This window comes from Ornithinibacillus liuyingii (assembly GCF_055550225.1).
Window position 1 is genome coordinate 225,804 of the sequence record NZ_JBPWOS010000006.1, and the last position, 16,430, is coordinate 242,233.

The following is a 16,430-nucleotide window of genomic DNA, read 5'->3' on the forward strand; positions in this document are numbered from 1 at the left end:
GGGGTATTCTTTTTCTTTTTGTTGGTTTAAAATTGGTTTATACATAACTTTCTGCACAAACAACCCTGGGTTGTAATCTGGCATAGGTGCTTCTTTCATACTAGTTGTCTAGAAAGTCTCCCCATATTAGGAATAATAATACATGTTATAAAAAATATGATTAAATTTAAAGGAGCTACTAAGTGATGGAGAGGATATCTATAGAAATTCACTTTAAGTTAGAACCTAAAGATATTTGGTCGTATAAAAAGAACGCAAGAATTTATTCTCGTAAAGTTATCACTTCTATTCGATTGGCAAATATTATTTTTGCGGTTTTTTCATTTATTATCTTTTATGGTCCTAACTTGTTTCAAACACTAGTTAACACATTCTTTGCCTCTTTTGTAATTTTTCCTCTTGCAGAGAGATATACTTTATATGCTAGGCATAATTTGTTTTTAAAAAGAGATGCTGCTAAACTCGGGGAAAAACATTTAAAAATTAACCATGACGGCATTACATTATCTTCTACAACAAAAACTTTTTCCCAACAGTGGAATAGTATTATTCGAGTAGTAAAGAATGATTCTTATTACTTTATCTATGATCAAGACGAACGCTCCTATATAATACCAATAAGGGAACTATCATCTGAAAACGAACAAAAACTCCAAAACTTGCTTGTGGAACATAATAAACTCTTCATACAACAAGAAACTCCATCAAACCTAGAAAAACTTACGAAGCTCCGGTTGATTTTACTTATTTTCTTTGTATCCTTAGCCATCATCAATCAAATAGAAAACGCACAGGATTCATTATCTCCTGTAAAAGAAGAAGTATATGGTTTATTTCAAAATATTGATACAGAAACTGAGATGGAAGATTTACTAAAACAGAAACTCAATATAAAAGAATCCGTAACACAAAAAGATATAGATAAATTGTATAATAAGTTGAGTATGATTGATTCTGAGGATGCTAGTTACGATGACAAGTTTCAATTAGCCTCTTTAATAAAAAAGGCTGAGCAATTGATATATAATGGTTTACCAAATACGACTCAAGTCTATCACGGTGAAAGTACGCATTGGAAAGTAGTTGATTATAAAATACAAGCCAATCCTGTTTTGTTTCGTACCTACGCTGGAAGAATGTATATGAAGGAACAGGACGTTTTTGAAGCAGACTATTTCAACGTAGAAGTATATGTTATTTTTGATGAAAATGAGGAAATACGCCTTCATAAAGAGGAATTTTTAGCTGATTATCAAGATAGAGCTAAATCAGTAGAATTGGATATATCGGAACAATCAACAGGTGAATTTGCTGCTAACCAAGAATCGTATCGAAACAAAAGTGGAAATCCTGTTAGTATTGAAGACATAAATGAGGTTTTTATTTTGGTTCAATGGAAAGGAAAGAATGAAAACGAACTAGAGGAAGAAAAAATTATATTGTCCCCAGCGAACCTATAGATAAACACCACCCATATAACGCGGGGGGGGGGGTTTTTGCGGCTGGAAGCTTTTGACTGCCTCAACCCTAAAGGGCTGCTGATTGATTTGTCCATTTATTACGATCACTGGCCAGAACTCAAAAGTCTCCCGCTCAGCTATTTCGTCTTCTTTTTCCTTCGTTACCTGTAATTACCTAAACGTATTTCAGCTTAATTGCTCTAGCAATTCTACCAGCTCATCTATTAATCCTTCTTGTTTTGTTATATCGGGTTCTGCGGTTATCTCAAGACCTACATCATTAATTTCTTCTAGTAATCCAGTAATTCTGCTGTCACTAGTCTGGTCTAAATAATATCTAGCATATATACTCGCGCTAGAACCCATATGGGGATAATGATTTTCCTTAGTAGTGTCCTCAGGAATCTCTTTTAATGACTCTTTCGTATTCTTTACCCAATCAGACATGGAGGCATATTCAGATATTTCAATAGTTGATGTCTCAAGCGTTTGTTCGGACACTACTTCCTCTTTTTCTATTGCTTCATTCTTAGAAAACGCTTCGTCAGGTTGTGTCGCATTTCCCTTCTGATCATCATTGACGAAACTGATTATAATCATAGCGATTAAACTGATAGTGACTATCAATGCACCAAATGACAATAGATACTTTTTCAAAGTAAACTCCCCTTTAATGTTTTATGAATAAATTTATTCGTGAGTATACCTTCTGGCTCTTATTCGGTGGATTATCCTACGTTAACACATCATCTACCCTGTCCATGCTACATCTACCAGTCCCATACCGAATTGTATTATTATTACCATTATATCAACCTAGAAAATAGTTAACAAACTGTATTCATACTATTTTATAAAGTCGATAAATTATTTCTTTATAGGAATTTTGCTTATTAATTTGTTGTCGTTCGCTCTTCCTCTTTTGCTTTTCTCCATTATTTTAGACGACAGTTTTAGATAAAAGGATTCCTATTAGTAGAAACAAATCTTTATGTAAAAGAGAAAATCCATCCCCCATCACTATCAAACTCTCAATAAACACGTCATATCAATTACCCCATAACAACCACCTAAGCTATAATACAAGAGTAATCCATACATACAAATATGAAAACTTCCCATGTAGGTAGGCTTAATTATGAAAAAATAGGGTATTAACAAAAGGGACCTATCACTCTATTAAATTATTTTCGTACCGTTTTCTACTATGGAGCAATCAAACTAATAAGAAAAGGAGTTTAATCATACATATGTTCATTCTAATCTTAATCAGCACACTCGTAGTATATGGAGGACTCGTTTACTACATTGGCTGGAGGGGCTATCGCTTTCTTAAACCAGAATCATCAAGCAAACGATTTAAAATCATTTATAGCCTAGTCGTAATAGTAGTAGCGAGTTCGTTTTTCTTTGGGGTGATGTCTGGAATCACCTTTTTACAAATAGTTGGCGCATATTGGATGGCATGCTTCTACTTGCTGTTACTATTAGTGCCGCTTGCTCATATTACTGTTATTCTCTTGCGTCGTACGCGACTACCAAGGCATAAAACACAGAGATGGGCAGGGGTTGTGACACTCGTATTAATGGTATCCTTCTTGGGATATGGCATATTTAACGCTTATAGTCCGGTCGTAGAAAGCTATGAGATTAAGATTGATAAAGGCGATTCCTCTCTTGATAGTCTTTCGATCGCCATGGCAGCAGATACCCATTTTGGACTATTGTCAGGTAAAGGCCATGCAGAGCGCTTTGTAAAGGAAATGAACAACCTAAATGCAGACATCATCCTCTTGCCGGGCGATATCATTGATGATGACCTTCAAATCTTCCTGGATCATAACATAGATCAAATACTGTCCGAGCTCCATGCACCATATGGCGTCTATGCATCACTTGGGAATCATGACAAGCATGAGGGGACTATGCAGGAAATCATTGATGCATTAGAGAACAGTGGAATCCAAGTCTTGTATGATGAGACAGAGGGAATTCAAGGGCAATTTACGTTAATTGGACGAAAGGACAAAATCGACCCAAACAGGCTACCTTTAGAGCAATTAATGGATGGAGTAGACCCTAACTTACCAGCTATTCTAATTGATCACCAACCATATGATTTGGATATCGCACAGCAGGAAGGGATTGACCTCATGATCTCTGGCCATACACACCGAGGGCAAGTATTCCCAGGCAGCCTTATTACGGATGCCATTTATGAAAATGATTATGGCTACTTGCAGAAGGAGCAACTGCATTCTATTGTAACATCAGGCTTTGGTTTTTGGGGACCGCCAATACGTATTGGTACACGCTCAGAACTCGTGAAGATCGATATTACGTTCGAGTAGATACATATCGATATAGGATTAATTTTGATATAATATTTAGACAAATAAAAAAACAATGCCATTAGAGTGAACTGGCATATCAATGGGGGAATATACATGTTTCAATTTCCAAAGCCTAGTATCGAGAGCTTTTTCAGAACGATAAATATCGTCGATTTTGATGTGAATGCGACAGAGGATGAAATTCTTTTCTCCTCTAATTTAAATGGTTATTACAATGTATGGGCCATGAGACTTGATGAGCGGTACCCTTACCAGTTAACAACTGCCAATCAAATGAATTCCTTTGTAAAATATACACCCGGGGGTAACTACTTCTTAACTGGTTACGATACAGACGGAGATGAAAATTATCATATCTATGCAGTCAAAAGCAGTGGAGGAGAACCGGTCGCAGTGCTAAAAGCTGAGGGAGAAAAGTTTTACTATGGTGATTTGGCGGAAGATGGCCAACATCTCTATTACATAACGAGTGTAGACAATCCCAACTTTTTAAATATAGGCCGAGTAAATCTGGAGACAGGTGACAAGGAGATTTTGATAAAGGGTGAAAAAGGACCAAGTTATCTGTATTCTGTGAGTCCGGATGAATCGAGCTTTGCGTTCTCAAAAGAGCTAGGAAATACAAGCTCATTTGGCTATCTCGCTAAGGGTCAGGAGATTATCCCACTTACCCCTTCACAGAAAAAGCCGCATCGAGTTCGTCAAGTGAAATATCTAACGGATGATCAGGTGTTACTTTTAACCAATTATGAAAGTGAGTTTTACTATTTAGCTAGCTTTGAGATTAGCACGAGGACATTTACGAAGCTAGTAGCGTTCGATGGCTACGAATTATCGAATTTAACCGTTGACCGGGAGCGAAATCGTGTCTACTTTGTCGCAGAGCGTGGTGTAGAGGACCGTTTATATAGATTCGACTTAGCTACAAATGAAGCAACTTTACTAGATAGGCCATTTGATATGGTCAATAAAATAAGGATTGGAAAAAGTGGCGCCATCTATGCATTAGGTAGGTCAACAACCTTCCCAGCAAACTTATTCGAGTATACCGATACAGGCGGCTGGGAGCAGATAACCCAGCACCGTATCATAGGGGTGGATAATGAGGGATTAACAGAGCCTGAGGTGCTTACCTATAATAGCTTTGATGGATTAAAAATCGAAGCACTACACTTTTCACCAAATCCGGAGCTGGATAATGGGCATACCATCCTATGGCCCCATGGTGGACCACAGCATGCGGTAAGAAAAACCTTTACACCGCTCTTCCAATATTTATGCTCCCAAGGGTTCAGCGTGTTTGCGCCGAACTTCCGTGGTAGCACTGGCTATGGAGAGAGCTTTATGAGATTAGTAAATAAAGACTGGGGAGGCGGCCCGCGCCTGGATATCATCGCCGGTATGGACTGGCTAGACCAACAAGGGAAATCTAGTTCGGATAAGTGGTTCTGTATTGGTGGAAGCTATGGAGGATATATGACCTTACTTCTTCACGGTCGCCATGCAGATCGGTTTAAGGCATTTGTTGATATCTTTGGCCCAAGTAATTTATTTACAACCATTGAGACAGCCCCAGAACATTGGAAGGAATCGGATAGAGAGTTAATTGGTGATGTCAACGAGGACCGGGAGAAATTAATAGAAGACTCGCCAATGACTTATATTGACCAGATGACCAAGCCAATGCTAGTTATTCAAGGTGCCAATGACCCACGCGTTGTAAAGGTAGAATCCGATGTAATCGTCGATGCTATGAAAAAAAGAGGCCAAGACGTCGAATATCTCGTACTCGAAGACGAGGGTCATGGCTTCTCTAAAACAGAAAATGCCTTAAAGGTTTATTCGTTGATGGTTAGCTTTTTGCGGAAGTATGTGTAGGGTTGGGGAGTGGTATTTACCACTCTAATGGCGGATGCCAACTAATTGGCAACTTCACACAGGATCAATATTTAGTGATGAATCATCTTAATTACATTAGAAGGCCTCCTTTTTAACTCTTTAACTAAGGTACAATATATTTCCTCTAGTCTAGGAAACATATTGTACCCAAATATCGTTGAAAGCGTTTTATGATAGAAAGATACTAGAGGAGGTGCTACGTTGAATACTCGACAACAACATATCTTAAAAGTGCTATTAGAAGGTAAACCCATTACAGGCAATCAATTAGCACTTAAAATTCATGTAACATCTCGAACGATTCGAAATGATATTAAAGATATTAATCAACAGTTAAGTAATGCAGGTGCGCGTATTGTTTCTATTAGAAGTCATGGTTATCAACTTGATATTCATGATGAAGAGAAGTTTAAACAGTTTATTTATAACGTTTTAGATTTAGATAGGAGCTTCCCAGTTGAACCGGAAGATAGAATTCATTTCTTAGCTAAAAAGTTTCTTCTAAACCCAGATTATATAAAGGTAGAAGAATTGGCGGATGAGCTATATGTTAGTAAATCGACTCTAAAGAACCATATAAAGGATGTTAAGGTTGTCTTACAGCAGTATGATTTGCAGTTAACGCAAAGACCTAAGTATGGGTTAAAACTTATTGGTACAGAAAGTAATATAAGGTTTGCCATTTCCGAGCTATTGTTTCAACATTCTCCCCAAATGAAAGATGAATTTAGTCATCAACCATGGCTGTTATCAGCAGAAAAAATGGAATTAATACGTGAATCGGTTTTAAGAGAATTAAAGTCGTTTAAATTCAACTTATCGGATATTTCGTTACATAATTTAGTTGTACATATTGCCATAGCCTATAAACGAATAAAAAGCGGGAAATATGTGGAAAGCTTAAAAGACATTGAAGATGATATACAAAGCAAAAAAGAATATGAGGTAGCCCAAAGTATTATTAAATGTATAGAGCAAAAGTTGCATACCACTTTTCCAAAGGTAGAAATTTTGTATGTGGCGATGCATTTATTAGGTACAAGGCTTCTTTTAAATCATAAGCAGTCGGAATTAATTAGTAACTTTGATCAACGTATCTTAAAAACGGTAGAACGTTTAATAGATCAAGTTGATGAACAGTTGAATCTAGGTATTAAGCATGACAAAGAATTGTTTGCGGCAATTGCGCTTCACTTAAAACCTGCAATCCATCGCTTTAAACACAATATGAATATACGGAATCCAATGTTAGAAGCGATAAAAGTAAATTACCCCATTGCATTTGATGCAGCAATTATAGCAGGGAAAGTTATTGAAAAAGATTTTGATATCGAAATAAATGAAAATGAGATAGGATACATTGCACTACATATTGGTGCAGCACTTGAGAGATCGAAGCTGAATAAAAAACCAAAGCGGTGTCTGATTGTTTGTACTACCGGTCTTGGAAGTTCACAATTATTGCTGTATAAAATGAGGGCCAAATTCGGTAATAAATTGACCATTATAGGTGCAACCGAGTTACATAACCTCCCAAATTATGAGGAAGATGCTATAGATTTTATCGTTAGTACGGTTCCCCTACCGGAGGATTTAACGATCCCTTATGTAGTAGTAAGCACGATGTTAGATGATGGTGAACTCAGCAAGCTTGAATTTGTAATTGGCGATTTTAAAGAGTCTGTTATTGATTCTTACGTAAAAGAAGAGTTAATCTATCCTAACTTAGCTTGTGAAACTCCTGAAGAAGTGATTAATTATTTAGGTAATGAGCTTATTCAAAAAGGAATGGCTGAAAAGGGAATCGTGAGCTCTGTCCTCCAACGAGAGGATGCCGCGTCAACTAGTTATGGTAATCTCGTTGCAGTACCACACCCACTAGTGGCTCAATCCCCCTATACGTTTTGGACAATAGCTACTTTAGAAAAGCCAATTGATTGGGGTAAAAACAAAGTACAATTTGTATGCCTGCTTCATGTTGCTGATGAAAATAAAGAAGAGTTAAAACCGATGTACGAGGCACTTCTTCAACTGATTGATAATCATGAGATTGTTCAAAAACTTGTTTCGGCTAAGGATTCTTCTACAATAATGAACATAATCAAGAGAATGTAGTTTAATAGCTACATTCTTTTTTAATGGTTAGAGCTCAGAAATAACAAAGGCTTAGATTTGGCAATGGTGTTCTAGGATTGCAGTATTTGGAATCGCGCTTACGGTGGTTGAGCATTAGCTTTTCACGTATATTTCCAGATGTTGATGATATTTTGTGAGCAAATTCTTTCCGTTTATTGTGGAAAAAGGTTGACTTTTAATGGAAGCGTTTCAGTTATATAGTTTAGACAAGGTATAAATTTAGCACAAGAGGGTGACGATTTGGAAAATCAAGAGGTAATCATGGGGATAATTATTCACGGTGGAAATGCTAGAAGCTCTGCTATGAGAGCAATAGCTGAGGCGAAAAATGCAAATTTTGGAGAAGCTGAGAAATTAATAGAAGAATCCAATGAGGAATTAAACAAAGCCCACCGCATACAAACAGACTTGATTCAAGCGGAATCAAGAGGCGAAAAGACAGAGATCTCTTTACTCATGGTTCATGCACAAGATCACCTCATGAATGCAATGACTGTAAGAGATTTAGCAATAGAAATTATCGATTTAACAAAGAAAACAATTAATATCTAGGAGGAATTGAAAATGAAAAATATCTTATTAGTTTGTGCAGCGGGAATGTCTACAAGCATGCTGGTGAATAAGATGGAACAAGCCGCAGTTGAAAATAATGTAGAGGTTAGTATTAGAGCGACTTCCGGTGGGGATATAAAAAAATATATTGATGAGGCTGATGTACTATTACTTGGCCCACAAGTCTCCTATTTGAAAAATGACTACAAAAAGCAATTTGAACCGCAAGGAATTCCAGTAGAAGTAATTAATAGTATTGATTATGGAACAATGAATGGTGAAAAGGTTTTAAATTGGGCGTTGGATTTAATCAATTCTAAATAATAGTAGAATATGTAGGTTAAATCCTTTAAATTACTTTTGAAGGAATGGAGTGTCATATATGAGTACGCGTACAGATGCTATACAAGGGAATTTACAGCGTATAGCAGGAAAAATAGGAGAAAATAGATATTTAAAATCAGTATCAGAGGGATTACTTTTAGCATTACCAGTTATTATTATAGGTGCGCTTTCTATTTTAATTTCAAATATAAATTTGGAAGCATACCAAAATTTCATTACAGAAACAGGGCTGAAAACAGTATTGTCTCTACCTTCTTCTGTAACGATTTCCTTGATTGCTCTTTATGCCGTTTTTTGTATAGCATATAGACTTGCAACTCTATTTAATCAAGATGGAGTTGTTGCTGGTATTATTGCATTAATTTGTTTCCTAGTTTTAACGCCCTTTGCGACATTGGATGATGCAAGTGTGATACCTGTACAATTTCTCGGAGCTCAAGGTCTTTTTGTCGCAATTATAGTAGGATTATTATCTGCTAGAATTTATGTATTTATCGTGGAAAAGGGCTGGACTATAAAAATGCCATCTGGTGTACCACCAACCGTTGAAAAAACTTTTGGGGGATTATTACCAGGAATTATGATTGTAACGCTCTTTACAATCATTAGTGGACTGTTTACATTAACAAAGTTTGAAAGTGCCCATGAGTTTGTTTATTCATTTATTCAAACTCCATTACAAAATCTGGGTGGAGGATTCTGGTCAATGGTTATCCTTGTTATCATTATCCATACGCTTTGGCTTTTTGGGATTCACGGGACGCTAGCAATTTTACCTATCCTTTACGGAGTCTGGATACCATTAGGACTAGAAAACCTAGATGCTATTGCTGCAGGTAATCCACCTGAAAACATTGTAAACACTGGTTTTCTAGCTGTGTTAATCATTATAGGAGGAGCTGGCGCAACGCTAGCACTTACCCTACTTTTAGCGTTCTTTGCTAAAAGTAAACGATATAAAACACTAGGTAGATTAGCCTTACCTCCAGCGTTCTTTAATATTAATGAACCAGTCATATTTGGACTACCTATCGTACTAAATCCATATCTGGCTATACCATTTGTTGTAGCACCTTTAACGAATGCCATTATTTCCTATTCATTGATGAAGTTCGGCGTATTTCCACTGGTCAACGGTCTCCATATGCCGCTTGGAACACCAGTATTTGTGAACTCTATTTTAGCAGGCGCTGTGTCCTTGATCTTGCTTCAGGTAATCCTGATCATCATTGATATACTCATATATTTACCTTTCTTTAAAATACTAGACAAAAAGGCGCTAGAAGAAGAACAATCTAATGCAGCCTAGATTAATAGGTTAGCAAAGAGTCTTCTATCATAAACGACATTGGAGTGTTTACCATGACTAATAGTAGAAAATTTCCAAATGAGTTCCTCTGGGGCGGAGCCATTGCTGCCAATCAAGCTGAAGGTGGATGGGACGAAGATGGTAAAGGGGTTTCTATCGCAGATGTGGTTAGAGGTGGAATAATCTCTGGAAAAGCAGATAAAGTAATTGACCCTAATAAATATTATCCAAGCCATGAAGCGATAGATTTTTATCATCGTTATAAGGAAGATATCGCCTTGTTTAAAGAAATGGGCTTTTCGTTGTTCCGGACTTCGATTAACTGGACAAGGATTTTCCCAAATGGAGACGAAGAAGAGCCTAATGAGGCTGGCTTACAATTCTATGACAACTTATTTGATGAGCTAATTAAGAATGGTATGGAGCCTATGGTAACAATATCGCATTATGAAACACCATTACATCTTGTTGATCAATATGGTGGATGGGAGAACCGAAAATTAATAGATTTCTTTAGTAGATATTGTGAGGTTATCTTTAACCGGTATAAAGATAAGGTGAAATACTGGATGACCTTTAATGAAGTGAACAACATGCATAAAATTCCTTTCGCAGCTGGGGCATGCCGTATTGAAGAAGGACCAGACAAGCTACAAAGAGTCTATCAAGCAAGTCATCACCTGCTTGTAGCAAATGCCATGGCGGTTAAGCTAGGAAAAGAAATAATGCCTGAAAATGAAGTGGGCTGTATGTTGTCATTAAGTGCCTTCTATCCTCATACATGTCATCCAGATGATGTGTTTGGAGCATATGAATTTAGAAGAAGATCACTATTTTTCTCTGATGTCATGTTGAGAGGGAAATATCCGTCCTATACCAACAGAATATTCAAGGAATATAATATTCATATTGTTAAAGAAAAGTACGATGATGAACTTTTGAAAGATAATACTTGCTCATTTTTAGCGTTTAGTTACTATTTAACGTCGACCTATAAATCTGGCACACCTATATTTGAATCAACTGGTGGTAGTATGGGATATGAAAATCCTTACTTAGAAGTTTCTGATTTCGGATGGCCAATTGATCCAAAGGGATTAAGATATGTATGTAATGAATTATATGATAGATATGAAAAGCCATTGTTTGTAGTTGAAAATGGTTTAGGAGCGAAGGACGTTATAGCCGAAGACGGCAAGATACACGACAATTACAGAATTGAGTATATAAAGAAGCATCTAATTCAGCTTCATGAAGCCATTGAAGATGGTTGTGAAGTTCTAGGATATACGTACTGGGGTCCAATTGACATTGTTAGTGCGGGAACCGGGCAAATGCAAAAAAGATATGGTTTCATTTACGTGGACAAAGATGATGAAGGTAATGGAACATTGGACAGAATGAGAAAAGATAGCTTTTACTGGTATAAGAAAATAATAGAATCGAACGGTGAATTATTGTATCAAGATTAACCCAATAAACCCCTGTAGGTTATGCGACCTATAGGGGCTATTTTTATATACCTAGTTTGCTCTTTTTTACTTAATCTATCTTCCAAAATGGCGATGGATTTTATCAAATCCTGAAACACCCCCTCCAAATCCTGAAGAATATGTCAACTAGGCTGCCACGCTGCGGGTTCAAAAACAAAATGTTCGCACACCCCCCAAGCGTTCCTCCACCACCAATTAACGAAATCGGTTTCCTTAAAAATGAGGAGACTCCAACTATTAATTATCTAAACTTTACTACTTTTATTAAAAATTCCTAAAAAACATATTGATTTTTAAAAAAGTAAGCACTATAATTCTTTGTAAGCGGTTACTTATTTATTTTTTTGAATTCTATAGAAACCGGTTTCCTTAGTCGTGTATAGGAGGTGTCCATTTCTAGAGTGAATCAAGAGGGTTTTACAAACTATTAAACTAATTATAGGGGGTTATATCGTTGAAAAGTTTTAAACATATTGCTGTGTTTGGATTATTAGCTTTGCTTGTGGTTTCTTTAGTGGCTTGTAGTGGTGATGGTGATAAAGAGGCAAGTGGTGATAAGAATAGTAATTCGAACGAGGAAATTACGCTAGACTTCTGGACGTTTGGTGCAACTGGTTATGAGGATTTAGCAAAAGAATACGAGGATCAAAACCCAAATATTAAAATTAAAGTGAAATCATCCGAAACTGCAGACCATCATGATGCACTCTTCACCTCATTATCTGCTGGAAGTGGTGCACCGGATATTGCGATGCTAGAAATTGATCAATTCGATCGTTTTAAGGTTGCCCAGGATCGTTTTGAGAACTTGTATGACCTTGGTGCGAATGATGTAAAGGATCAGTACTTAGATTGGAAATGGGAAAGTGGAGAGAGTGTGGATAGAGATTTCTTGTTTGGCCTTCCAACAGATATCGGTCCGAAAGCATTATACTATCGAACCGATTTATTTGAGCAAGCAGGACTACCAACAGATCCAGAAGAGGTGGAAGCTTTAATTAACTCACCTAAGGCGTTTGAAGAGGCTGGGTTAAAGGTTAAAGAAGCAACGGGAATGCCATTTGTGGATAGTATTGAAATGGCCTTTAGAGCGTATTTAGATGCAGCAGAAACAGCTTATTTAACTCCAGATAATGAATTGAATCTTGGAGCAGATAGTGAAGTCAAAAAGGCATATGACTATGCGGTTCATCTGAATGACCTGGGAATAGTTGGTAAATATGAAATGTGGAGCCCAGAGTGGGCGAATGCGGTGAACAAGGGTGAATTTGCTGCGGAACTAGGTGCAGGCTGGTTGAAAGGCTGGATGGAAGGAAATGCACCGGAAGCTGTTGGTAAATGGAAGGTAGCGACATTACCTACTGAGTTCGCTGCAAATTGGGGTGGATCATATATCGCAATCCCAAGTGAAACTAAGCATGCACAAGAGGCATATGATTTTATTGAATGGCTTGTATCACCAGAAAATCAATTAAAATCATTCCAAAGCCATGGATTATTCCCTTCCGCTCATTCAGTCTATGAGATGGAAGAATTCACATCGAATGAAGATGAATTCTTTGGCTCTCAGGCAACAGCTCCAGTATTTGCTAAGGCTGCCCAAGACATTACGGGGATCGGATACAAAGGGGAAAAATACTTCCCTGTTCATAACGAAATCTTAAATGCACTGAAAAATGTGCAAAACAATAATGCAGATCCAGAGAAAGAGTGGGAAGCAGCTGTAAAACGTGCCGAGGATTTAATGAAACGTTAATCTATTAAACTCTGAAGACTAAAGGTATGATAGCGAACGAAACAAATAGTAATGGTCGGTTTACCGAGACAAGCCTTTTGCAAAACAGGGATGGAAGGAGTAAGCCGGCCACCTTTTTACAAGACCCAGAAAAAACTACGTTAGGAACGCCTAAAGGCACGGTACTATTTTGAAATGGAAAAGAGGCGTGAACATGAATTCTGCCAGTAAGAAAGAAGCTATAGGGAAAAAGAAGAAAAATAGGTCTGAAGAAAAGAAGGACATGATTTCGGGTTATTTGTATATAGCGCCTTTCTTTATTATTTTTGCACTTATTGGTCTATATCCTGCGCTTTTTAGCTTTTACTTAGCTTTTCAGAAGTGGAATGGCTTAAGTCCAATGACCTTTAATGGGTTAGCTAATTTTGAGCTCGTACTGACTGATCCGCTGTTTTGGAAATCGGTTTACAACACGATTATCATGGGGATTATGGGAACGGCTCCACAATTAGTTGTCGGACTTATTCTAGCCTATTTATTAAATTTGGCATTTCTTAAGTTTAAGAGCTTCTTCCGAGTAACGATATTTATGCCATATTTAACCTCAATGGTTGCCGTGGCACTTATATTTAGTGTGCTATTCAGTAATCATGATTCATCTTTTGCTAATTATGTGTTAACGAATCTTTTTGGACTCGACCCGGTCTCTTGGGCTGCCTCTGAATGGGGAACCAAGATTGCCATATCGCTTATGGTGTTTTGGAGATGGGTTGGATATAACACAATCATTTATTTAGCCGGGATTCAAAGTATACCGAATGACTTATATGAAGCGGCAACTGTGGATGGTGCTAATAAGTTTCAGCAGCTTTGGTATATTACGATTCCGATGATGAAGCCTTTTATTATCTTGACTGTATTTACATCAACCGTTGGCGCGATGCAGTTATTCTCTGAACCAACTGTATTCTTAGGGGCTGATGCTTTCACAAGGGATGAAGCGATGACAATTGTTATGTACTTATATCGTGATGCCTTTAGATTGCAGTCCTTTGGAACGGCATCTGCAACAGCGATTATTCTGTTAGTTATCATTACGATATTTGCTGTAATTAATCTAAGATTGACGCAAGGATTTGGAAGGAAAAAGCGAGGTGTTCATAAATGAGTAATCGCATAAACAAAAATCGCAAAAAGCTATCGTTCAGTAAACTATCCATTTACTCATTTTTATTCATTGCTTCCATCCTTTCTCTTTTTCCTTTTTATTGGATGTTTGTTATGGCGACACGACCAAGTGCTGCCTATAATTCTATTCCACCAACCCTTACACCAGGAGATATGCTAGTTGAGAACTTTAAAAAGGTATTAAATCAAATTGATTTCTTTGGTGGAATGTGGAATTCATTTGTATTGTGTGCGGTTGTTACGATTGTGGTTCTATTCATTAGCTCCCTAGCTGGCTTTGCTTTTGCCAAGTTTAAGTTCCCGGGGAAGAATATTCTGTTTGTCGCGATCTTAGTAACGATGATTATTCCGCCACAGCTAGGGTTAATTCCGCAATACTTTCTAATTTCGAATGCAGGACTCCTTGATACTTTACCAGGGGTCATGATTTTGTTCTTTTTAAATCCGTTAGGGATATTCTTGATGCGCCAATATATTTCAGGAGCAGTTCCGGATGAACTAATCGAGGCTGCGAAATTAGATGGATGCTCGAATTTCCGCATTTACTGGAGAATTGTCCTACCGATTATCCTACCAGCATTTGCAACGCTTGGAATCATTGTCTTTACGGCGGTTTGGGGAGAATTTTTATGGCAGTTTACGATTTTAAGAGACCCAGACATGTATACGATTCAAGTGGCATTAGCACAATTAAGTAATACGAATAATGTGGACTTCGGGATGATTATGTCTGGCGTATTCTGGGCGACTGTTCCGTTACTAGTCATTTTCTTACTATTTAACCGATTATTTATTTCTAGTATTACTGAAGGATCCGTAAAATAATTTATTTTTCCTGCCTGGCTATTGTATCACTCTATGACTCTTAGTAATCTAGCAGTAGGAAATATATATCAAGGAATTAGAGGAGATTATACGATGGGGTTAACGATAAAAGACATTGCACAAATGGCAGGGGTTTCACAGGCAACTGTTTCAAAAGTAATCAATAATTATAAGGGAATAAGTGAGGAAACGAAGAATAAGGTCATGACCGTAATTAATGAAATGGGCTATGCACCTAATTTTTCAGCAAGGTCACTAGCAACGAAAAAATCAAACCTCATCGGTCTCATCTATGCCGGTAGGATTAATGTGGATATGACACACCCATATTTCAATGAAGTAATTTCAACCTTTAAGAAAAATATTGGCTTATTAGGGTATGACATCTTGATGTTTTCTAATGAGCATTTTCTACAGGATGAGGGAAGTTATTTAGCAAGGTGCAAGCATTTTAACGTAGACGGCTGTTTGATTATTGCTGGTGAGAAGGTCGAGGATGCTACGTTTGAGCTTGCGGAAAGTGGATTCCCTTGTATCGGTATAGATATCGAATTAAAAGGGCCTAATGCGAGCTATGTCATGACGGATAATGTGAGCTTATCAAGGAAAGTGGTGGAACACTTTTATTTGAATTCCCATCGGAAAATTGGTTTTATCGGTGGAATGCGTGAATCGGTCATTTCAAATTTAAGGTTAAAAGGGTTCAAGAATGCGATGCAGCAGTTCGACCTTGAGCTACGAGATGAATGGATTCAATACGGAGATTTCCAGGAAGAGAGTGGCTATCTCTCTATGAAGCGAATGCTTGAATTAGATGATGTCCCCGAAGCCGTTTTCGCTGCTTCAGACTTAATGGCATTAGGTGCATTACGGGCGGTTAAAGAGGCCGGATTACAAGTTCCAAATGACATCCGAGTTGTTGGGTGTGATGATATTCCAGCATGCCGTTATAGTAACCCGAAACTGACCACGGTAAAACAGGATAAGGAAAAGATCGGTAAATTATCAGCTTATATGTTAAATGATTTAATTGAGGGGCAATCGAAAATAAAGCCAGTGTTTACAGACTCTGAACTTATTGTCAGGGAGTCATGTGGAGCGGATAAAACCTTCTGGTAATATTACATCGATTTA

The 16,430-nt window shown here is 37.4% G+C and carries 14 protein-coding genes; 13 read left to right on the forward strand and 1 reads right to left on the reverse strand.

What is annotated here, in order from left to right:
• The first annotated feature begins 185 nt into the window (after positions 1-185).
• Positions 186-1,460 carry a YcxB family protein gene (locus ACSKT4_RS10210; protein WP_465823348.1) on the forward strand — a complete coding sequence of 425 codons (1,275 nt, stop codon included), beginning with the start codon at positions 186-188 and terminating at the stop codon, positions 1,458-1,460.
• A 186-nt stretch (positions 1,461-1,646) separates the two neighbouring features.
• Here the strand turns inward: ACSKT4_RS10210 and ACSKT4_RS10215 are convergent, their stop codons facing one another.
• Complete coding sequence (locus ACSKT4_RS10215) at positions 1,647-2,117, reverse strand: hypothetical protein (RefSeq protein ID WP_186867956.1); 471 nt, start codon at positions 2,115-2,117, stop codon at positions 1,647-1,649.
• A gap of 23 nt (positions 2,118-2,140) precedes the next feature.
• Between ACSKT4_RS10215 and ACSKT4_RS10220 the strand changes: the two genes are divergently transcribed.
• The 12 genes from ACSKT4_RS10220 to ACSKT4_RS10275 all read left to right on the forward strand — a co-directional run bounded on the left by ACSKT4_RS10220 (position 2,141) and on the right by ACSKT4_RS10275 (position 16,415).
• A complete protein-coding gene (locus ACSKT4_RS10220; RefSeq protein ID WP_186867957.1) occupies positions 2,141-2,287 on the forward strand; it encodes a hypothetical protein in 147 nt (48 codons plus the stop codon).
• A 423-nt stretch (positions 2,288-2,710) separates the two neighbouring features.
• Positions 2,711-3,811, forward strand: a complete 1,101-nt coding sequence (locus ACSKT4_RS10225) for a metallophosphoesterase (protein WP_186867958.1) — start codon at positions 2,711-2,713, stop codon at positions 3,809-3,811.
• A gap of 96 nt (positions 3,812-3,907) precedes the next feature.
• The gene (locus tag ACSKT4_RS10230; RefSeq protein WP_465823350.1) at positions 3,908-5,692 is read left to right on the forward strand and encodes a S9 family peptidase; all 1,785 of its coding nucleotides are present in this window, start codon (positions 3,908-3,910) and stop codon (positions 5,690-5,692) included.
• Between the two features lie 222 nt (positions 5,693-5,914).
• The gene (locus tag ACSKT4_RS10235) at positions 5,915-7,828 is read left to right on the forward strand and encodes a BglG family transcription antiterminator (protein ID WP_465823351.1); all 1,914 of its coding nucleotides are present in this window, start codon (positions 5,915-5,917) and stop codon (positions 7,826-7,828) included.
• 282 nt (positions 7,829-8,110) lie between these two features.
• Positions 8,111-8,401 carry a PTS lactose/cellobiose transporter subunit IIA gene (locus ACSKT4_RS10240; RefSeq protein WP_211741198.1) on the forward strand — a complete coding sequence of 97 codons (291 nt, stop codon included), beginning with the start codon at positions 8,111-8,113 and terminating at the stop codon, positions 8,399-8,401.
• A gap of 12 nt (positions 8,402-8,413) precedes the next feature.
• Entirely contained in the window at positions 8,414-8,725 is a 312-nt protein-coding gene (locus ACSKT4_RS10245) for a PTS sugar transporter subunit IIB (protein WP_211740897.1), read from the forward strand.
• A 58-nt stretch (positions 8,726-8,783) separates the two neighbouring features.
• Positions 8,784-10,055 (forward strand): PTS sugar transporter subunit IIC, encoded by a 1,272-nt coding sequence (locus ACSKT4_RS10250; protein WP_211740898.1) that lies wholly within the window; start codon positions 8,784-8,786, stop codon positions 10,053-10,055.
• Between the two features lie 53 nt (positions 10,056-10,108).
• On the forward strand, positions 10,109-11,527 hold the full coding sequence (locus tag ACSKT4_RS10255) for a glycoside hydrolase family 1 protein (protein ID WP_465823353.1): 1,419 nt from the start codon (positions 10,109-10,111) through the stop codon (positions 11,525-11,527).
• A gap of 475 nt (positions 11,528-12,002) precedes the next feature.
• Positions 12,003-13,304, forward strand: a complete 1,302-nt coding sequence (locus tag ACSKT4_RS10260) for an ABC transporter substrate-binding protein (RefSeq protein WP_465823355.1) — start codon at positions 12,003-12,005, stop codon at positions 13,302-13,304.
• A gap of 193 nt (positions 13,305-13,497) precedes the next feature.
• Complete coding sequence (locus ACSKT4_RS10265) at positions 13,498-14,451, forward strand: carbohydrate ABC transporter permease (RefSeq protein WP_211740901.1); 954 nt, start codon at positions 13,498-13,500, stop codon at positions 14,449-14,451.
• On the forward strand, positions 14,448-15,296 hold the full coding sequence (locus ACSKT4_RS10270; protein ID WP_339212395.1) for a carbohydrate ABC transporter permease: 849 nt from the start codon (positions 14,448-14,450) through the stop codon (positions 15,294-15,296). Before ACSKT4_RS10265 ends, ACSKT4_RS10270 begins: the two co-directional genes overlap by 4 nt.
• A gap of 93 nt (positions 15,297-15,389) precedes the next feature.
• Positions 15,390-16,415 carry a LacI family DNA-binding transcriptional regulator gene (locus ACSKT4_RS10275; protein WP_211740903.1) on the forward strand — a complete coding sequence of 342 codons (1,026 nt, stop codon included), beginning with the start codon at positions 15,390-15,392 and terminating at the stop codon, positions 16,413-16,415.
• The last annotated feature ends 15 nt before the right edge of the window (positions 16,416-16,430 follow it).

What these genes read in the sequence shown, in the direction of transcription:
- ACSKT4_RS10210 (WP_465823348.1), top strand. Translation starts at nt 186, where the DNA reads ATGGAGAGGATATCTATAGAAATTCACTTTAAGTTAGAACCTAAAGAT.
- ACSKT4_RS10220 (WP_186867957.1), top strand. Translation starts at nt 2,141, where the DNA reads ATGAATAAATTTATTCGTGAGTATACCTTCTGGCTCTTATTCGGTGGA.
- ACSKT4_RS10225 (WP_186867958.1), top strand. Translation starts at nt 2,711, where the DNA reads ATGTTCATTCTAATCTTAATCAGCACACTCGTAGTATATGGAGGACTC.
- ACSKT4_RS10230 (WP_465823350.1), top strand. Translation starts at nt 3,908, where the DNA reads ATGTTTCAATTTCCAAAGCCTAGTATCGAGAGCTTTTTCAGAACGATA.
- ACSKT4_RS10240 (WP_211741198.1), top strand. Translation starts at nt 8,111, where the DNA reads ATGGGGATAATTATTCACGGTGGAAATGCTAGAAGCTCTGCTATGAGA.
- ACSKT4_RS10245 (WP_211740897.1), top strand. Translation starts at nt 8,414, where the DNA reads ATGAAAAATATCTTATTAGTTTGTGCAGCGGGAATGTCTACAAGCATG.
- ACSKT4_RS10250 (WP_211740898.1), top strand. Translation starts at nt 8,784, where the DNA reads ATGAGTACGCGTACAGATGCTATACAAGGGAATTTACAGCGTATAGCA.
- ACSKT4_RS10255 (WP_465823353.1), top strand. Translation starts at nt 10,109, where the DNA reads ATGACTAATAGTAGAAAATTTCCAAATGAGTTCCTCTGGGGCGGAGCC.
- ACSKT4_RS10265 (WP_211740901.1), top strand. Translation starts at nt 13,498, where the DNA reads ATGAATTCTGCCAGTAAGAAAGAAGCTATAGGGAAAAAGAAGAAAAAT.
- ACSKT4_RS10270 (WP_339212395.1), top strand. Translation starts at nt 14,448, where the DNA reads ATGAGTAATCGCATAAACAAAAATCGCAAAAAGCTATCGTTCAGTAAA.
- ACSKT4_RS10275 (WP_211740903.1), top strand. Translation starts at nt 15,390, where the DNA reads ATGGGGTTAACGATAAAAGACATTGCACAAATGGCAGGGGTTTCACAG.